Source organism: Exilibacterium tricleocarpae (assembly GCF_007004655.1).
Taxonomy (GTDB): Bacteria; Pseudomonadota; Gammaproteobacteria; order Pseudomonadales; family Cellvibrionaceae; genus Exilibacterium; species Exilibacterium tricleocarpae.
Window position 1 is genome coordinate 1 of record NZ_ML660136.1, and the last position, 4808, is coordinate 4808.

General features: G+C 53.3%; 2 protein-coding genes. Both read right to left on the minus strand.

Annotated elements, in window-relative coordinates:
- A partial coding sequence (locus tag FKG94_RS28405; RefSeq protein ID WP_142930329.1) for an RHS repeat domain-containing protein occupies positions 1–4143 on the minus strand: 4143 nt, incomplete at its 3' end.
- The coding region (locus tag FKG94_RS28410) for a hypothetical protein (protein ID WP_218943674.1) at positions 4140–4808 on the minus strand (669 nt) is incomplete at its 5' end. The genes FKG94_RS28405 and FKG94_RS28410, both read right to left, overlap by 4 nt.

Consider the following 4808-nt stretch of genomic DNA (forward strand, 5'->3'; position numbering starts at 1 on the left):
ATAAAACCGCCCAATCACCGGATCATAATATCGGGCCTGCATATAACTCAACCCGAGATCAGCATCAAACTTGTGGCCGGTATAGCCAATCTCGTCTGTCGGCGCTGAAAGCGTCTCGCCGAAGGGCTTGTAATGCTGCAGGGAACTGCCCGTCTCGCGGAACACCCCCTCCTTGGCTATCAGCTTCGGCCCCAGGAAGATGTAGTTGACGCCATCCCCCTCGCCCGTGGTGCCATTGACACCGGTTTCACGGTACAGCAGTCGCCCCGCCTGCGAGTACATCGAGTAGCTGATACCGCGGCTGTCCGTTTGTTTGACCCGGCGGTTATGCCCGTCATAGCGGTAGGTGTTCGTGCCTGAGTCTACCAGTTGGTTGGCATGATTAAAACTGAAAGGACGATGACTGTTGTGGGTCACATTGCCGCGATCATCATAGCTAAAATAGGCATAGCTGCGCGCCTGGCTACCCGTGCCCAAGACACCGGTTAAGCGGTTTTTAGCCGTGTCGTAGGTGTAGGTCAGGTTCGCGCCTTTACTGCTGTAGGTCTGGATATTGCCCAGGGGGTCGTAGCTGATCGCACTGGACCCTATTCCACTGCCACCGGTGGTGCTCGTCAGCCTGTCCAGGCCGTCATAACTCAGGTTGCTCAGGCTGAACGCACTGTCGCGGTGATTGATCAGGCTGGTGACGTTCTGGTTCTGATCGTAGCCATACTGCAAATCCATCATCTTGGTGCCGCTACCCAACTGGTCGCGGATGCGCTCGGGCAGCCGGTTCACAGTCTGCGTGGCCGTATGCGTGACACCGTTGCCGAAGGTAAAACCGCTTAACAGACCATTGGCGTGATACCGCGCATTTGTTGCATAGCGTTTATCGATGGCCGTGCCAAGATAAGACTGCGCACTTTCGGCCTGCCCCAGCGCATTGACACTGAATTCAATCACTTTGCCGTTGGGATATGACTGGTAAATCTGGTGTTGCAGACTGTTATAGCCATACCCCAGCTCCAGGGTTTTGGTGTATCCGCTTTCAGTAATCCGCAAGGCCTCGTTTACGAGCAAATCCTGGTTGTTATAGCTGTACACATGACTGACATCGCCGGCCGTCAAGCGGGTCAGGTTACCGTTTTCGTCATACCCATAGCTGACATCGGCGGTGCTGTCGGGATAGAGAATGGCGCTTCTCTCGCCCAGATTATTGTAGGTGAAAGCCACTTTCTTGGCGGCCTCAACACTGCCGGTATCACAGCCGGTGGTCGAGCCGGCGGCACCCTCTGCAAACCAGGCCAACTGCCGGCGCGCATTGTAGGCATAGGCAGTATTGCCCGTTTCGGGACGGTGAACCTTGCACAGTTGCTGTAAGTGATCGTAGTAGCGGTGTTCGGTAATGCCGCCCTGGGTAATGCTGACAACCTGGTTTAATGGATTGTACCGAATATTGGTAGTCACCCCCTCCGGCGCACTGATGTTCAGAGCGCTCGCTGTCGCCGGGGCGCCATAGGCCAGGTACTGGGTGGTGGTGATATTCAGGTTGGGGTCGGTGACCTGTACCCGGTTATTCGCCAGATAGCTGAACGCCGTCACGGCATTATCGGTATTACGCGTGACTGTTTTCTGGCGACCCAGACCGTCGTAGACCGTTTCGGTACCCGCGGCAGCGGCGACTGACTCGCTGGCAAAAGCGGTAAACGTTGGCCTGTTAAGGTGGTCAAAAACTGCTCGGCTATACCGCGCCGTAGCCGCGTCACTGATATCCATTTCACGGGTAAACACCGGGCGCAGTAAGGTGTCGTGGTACAGGCGCTTTTCGTAGTTACCCCGGCGGATGGTCTGCTTGAACATCCCGGGGACAACACCGCTGCCGCTGATACCATCACCCGCCGTCGCGACCGTTTCATAGGAAATAGTGGTATCGGCTACCGATGATTCCACAGGATCGATCTTTGTAAGCCGTCCCATAGCATCGTATTCATAGTTGACCCCATTGCCCTTAAAATCTGTCGTGCTTTGCAGCCAACCGTGGTCATTGATACTCAGCAATGTCCTGATGGTGTTGGTCGTACTGTCATTGGCCGTGCTGCAACCATTCGTGGTGGCACACGGCAGGGTGATCTTCTGCGCACGTCCCAGCTTGTAATTATCGAATACTTCATACCGGCTGGTACCGTTGTAGACCATTTTCCGCAGATTGCCATCGGGGTGGTATTCACCGGCCCTGGTTTGCCAAATGCCCATGATCCTGACTTCATGGGGTAATGACTTGTAACTACTGGTCGGCGCGTGGTAAGTGTCTTCACGGAAGGTGATTAAGTCAGACGGACTCGTACCCACTTTGCTGATCCCAGGTAGCGTGAGCAACCAGTGGGTGGAATCGTTGTAAAACGCCCACTGACTGTAGCGTCTGTCGGTCGAGTAGCTGTTATACTCCGATTTTTCCTGGGCAACGTCATAGAGGTCGAAGTTGAGATACTCGGTGGTGTAAGTATCGCCCGCTTGGTCAATCTCCACCTTGGTCAGCTTCGGTATCTGTACGTCGAGGTCCCGATTTGATCGGTTGCGTGATACCGGATTGCCGAATTTGTTGCCCTCTTTATAATAATGGCGTACCTGCTTTAGCAATGCCCCCGTTGTATCGTAGTACTCCTTGGCTTCAATCTTATTCTCGAGCGGACTCAACACATTGCGGTTAATATAATATTTGACAGAACTGGCATCCGGCTGAGCAATGGTTATGGTTTTTGAGTTTCTGGGGTTGACGTTGGCGGGAACCGGCAGGGGTAGATCTATAAACGAATTGTGGGGGCTGGTGTCGGTACCGTAGAATCCGTCTTTCTCAGAATAGGCATAGTGCCAAACCTGGTTGCTGAATCCTGCCCCGCGCAGTGTTTTACGAACCAGGCTATAACTCAGGAAACAACGGCCGATTGGAGCCCTCGCAGTACCGTGGTAAGGGCTGACGATATAAATCCTTTCTACGTTTACGCGTCCATTTTCAATCAGATCGAAATCAAACGTACCCACCGTTCCGTCCGGATGCGTGACCGTCATGGTCGGCGAAAACGTCTCGGTCCCATCGCACTCGCCCGCCTCTGGATCACGCCTGCTTTTGGATTGAAACAGGTCATAGTGCCATTGCCTGCCGTCGGGGCGTTCGACTACTAGGTTTTTTCTGTCATTAACGGTGGATCGGGTATACGTCCAGACTCTGCCATTACTCGTCATTGTCTTCACAGCACCGCTGTGGGTGATGGTGATCCGTCGACCATCATTGGCCACTATCAAACGCAGTAGGCCGCTACTCGTATAATAGTAATTAACGTCGTTGCCGAATCGGTCTTCCACCCTGCTAGCCAACAACAATGCCCTGCGCTTGCTATAACCCGTATCGAGCGCTCTCACGTCGTTTTCGTTGAGGGATTGCTGGTGATAAACATCAAAGAAGTAGGTTATGCCTTCCGGAGACGTGGCCTTGAATCCCTCGGCAGCACCCGAGGTATAGCAACTCAGTCGCCATTTGTCCTTGGTCACGAACCGGTAAGCCGCTTGATCTAAACCAAGGTTTGCCGGGGAAGAGTTATAGAGTAACTTCCCATCGGTTTTTCCGGGCACAATGAGTTTTGGCCCCGGCGTATAATATTCTGAGGAGATAGTGGTGTATTCATCCCTATCGAACAGTATATTGAAGTATTTGGCCCGTATGGATTTCGGCTTTTGAGTGCCGGAACAGTAGTTGCCGGTGGCCCATCCGTTTGGCCGACTGTCGAAGCCAGGCCTTGTCAGATAGTCGAGTTCGATTCTCGGCAGTTCCTCCTTCCAACCCCGATAGTGGGGCGTTTGGATTGCAAAAGAGGTGCGATAGGCCACTTCCAGTGCCGAATTGCCGGGCAGGTCGCCATCGATCCGCTCAAACCTGATAGCGCCGGTTGTCAAGTCAAAATTCTCACCCATCAAATCGGGACTGTGGGGCGAAAGCGCGTAGTTAGCCGATGCCTGGGTGATAAAGCGATTCTTCAAGTCCAGTTCGTAAACGCCCTCATCGCCATAAAGATCGGCGACAAACAGGCTCGCCATCAACAGCAGCAGTGGTCTCAATATCGATGTCATCGTTCGGTTCATTTGTTTGCGAAACATTACCTGCATCATTGCTCAATCTCTCCCTGTTCGTTGGACTCTGCCACCGGAGAGCCCAGTAAATCCGTATGAATATAAATCACTCTCGAGCCTACCGCCGGCGGCGCTGTGGGCACACTCACCGAGCTGGAAGTCCGCCAGCCGCCGTATTTATAGATACCGTGCGATCCCGCCGATGCACGCACGCGGTATCTGTAGGTGCTGCCCTGGTTGCGGTTGGTGAGTGTTTTTGTGCGCGACGTGCCTGTATAGACATTGGCATAGGCGCCGCCGTTTCTGCTTTCCTCGAGTTGATAGTCGTGAATGTTACCGCCAGGGGCACCCCAGGACACGACAATACGGCCAGTACTGTCGGGCGTGTTGGTGTTGATAGATGCAGGGATGCCCGGTGCCAGTATTCGATAAAATAGCGTGACATAAAAATCATATTCGATACAGCCCACATCAATTTCTTCCTCTTCATCGCTATCCGGATCGTCTACAGGAACCGGCTCCTCGTCCATCTCGTTTTCATGTGTAACCAACACGTTACCTGTAATACCAGCCGGGAAAGGGTGGGTCCGCCTATGGCGACGTTTATCCGTGTGGCCGGAAATTGCGCCTGTTACCGAATAGGAGAATATTGTCCATTCGATCCTGTTATGACAGTCATAATCCACTTCGATAAAGTCCCAGCG